The sequence below is a fragment of the Microcystis sp. M53603_WE2 genome (assembly GCF_030065435.1).
Genome location: NZ_JASJFF010001124.1, coordinates 1 through 1,663, shown reverse-complemented (window position 1 = coordinate 1,663; position 1,663 = coordinate 1). Strand labels below are relative to the sequence as shown.

Sequence of the window (1,663 nt, the reverse complement as noted above, 5' to 3'; positions counted from 1 at the left end):
ATTGTTACCGATTCATTACTTTGATCCCGCTTCGGCCATGCCGGGGTTAACTAACTATTGGGGTTATAGCACGATCGGCTTTTTCGCGCCCCATGCCGGTTACAGTAGCGATCGCTCACCGTTCGGTCCTTTGAATGAATTTCGAGATCTGGTGAAAGCTTTACACAAAGCGGGGATCGAAGTGATTCTCGATGTAGTTTTCAATCATACCGCCGAGGGGGACGAAATCGGGCCGACTCTTTCCTTGAAAGGTATCGATAATCGCACCTACTACATCCTCGATGGGGAAGATCAAAGCATCTATAGCAACTATAGCGGCTGTGGTAACACCCTCAAGGGCAGTCATCCGATTGTTGGCAAAATGATTCTCGATTGTTTGTGCTATTGGGTGTCAGAAATGCACGTCGATGGTTTTCGCTTTGACCTAGCGGCCGTATTATCGCGCAATGTGGACGGGGAACCGATCCTGCAAAAAGGTTATAACATGATCTGGGCGATCGAATCGGATCCGGTCTTAGCTGGGACAAAATTAATCGCCGAAGCTTGGGACGCGGCAGGATTGTATAGTGTCGGTCAATTTGTCGAATTTGCCGATTGGTTTTCCGAGTGGAATGGTCCTTTTCGCGATGATGTGCGCGCTTTTGTCCGGGGAGATACCGGCATAGTCAGCAAATTAGCGGCGCGGATTTTAGGAAGCCCCGACATATACCACAGACCCGATACCGATGTCAATAGAAGTATAAATTTTGTTACCTGTCACGACGGCTTTACCCTTAACGATCTAGTTTCCTACGACGAGAAACACAACGAGGCTAACGGCGAGGAGAATCGGGACGGTTGCAACGATAATTTTAGCTGGAATTGTGGGGTAGAAGGGGAAACCAATAACGAGGCGATTAAAACCCTGCGACTGCAACAAATAAAAAATCTCTTAACGATCCTGTTCATTTCCCAAGGAACACCTATGCTGTTGATGGGGGACGAAGTGCGACGCACCCAAAAGGGCAACAATAACGCCTATTGTCAGGATAACCAGTTAAGTTGGTTCGATTGGAGTGCGGTAGAGCAAGAGTTCGATCTTTGGTGTTTCGTAAGGAGACTGATCGATTTTAATAAAAAATTAGCTCTTTTCCGTCAGGAAAAATTGCTAGAAGTCACCTATACCAGTCTTGAACCCCATCTCAGTTGGCATGGCGTACAGTTGAGTAAACCCGATTGGTCGGAAGATTCCCACAGTTTAGCTTTTTCCCTGCGTCATCCCAAGGCGAACGAGTATTTACACATTATGCTGAACGCTTACTGGGAATCTCTCAACTTCCAGTTACCCCCCTTGGGACAAGGGGAAAAATGGCATCGCGTCATCGATACTGCTTGGCAATTGTCCGAGGCAGCCTGTGATTTAGATGCCGCAGCCGCTATTGAATCGGAAACCTATCGGGTGCAAGCGCGTTCGGCGGTAGTCTTAATCGTTAAACCAGTATAACAAGAGGAGAGATATTGCCCGATCGAGCGATCTTGAATGCTTTAACTAATGAACAATGGCATCAATTCAATCGTCAAGTGGAAAAACGTTATTTATTTGCGGAGCAATAGCTGAAATGATGCGGCTTTCATTAGCGAAACGGGTATCGATTCTCTCTTTGTGTTTAATTGGTTTTTCCCT

At 46.7% G+C, this 1,663-nt stretch carries 1 protein-coding gene and 1 pseudogene; both read left to right on the top strand.

Translation table 11 applies throughout. The features are described 5' to 3' along the window. The coding region (locus tag PX481_RS23750; RefSeq protein WP_288096390.1) for a glycogen debranching protein at positions 1-1,483 on the top strand (1,483 nt) is incomplete at its 5' end. Between the two features lie 55 nt (positions 1,484-1,538). Next, positions 1,539-1,663: pseudogene (locus PX481_RS23745) on the top strand (DUF3887 domain-containing protein); the annotation flags it as partial.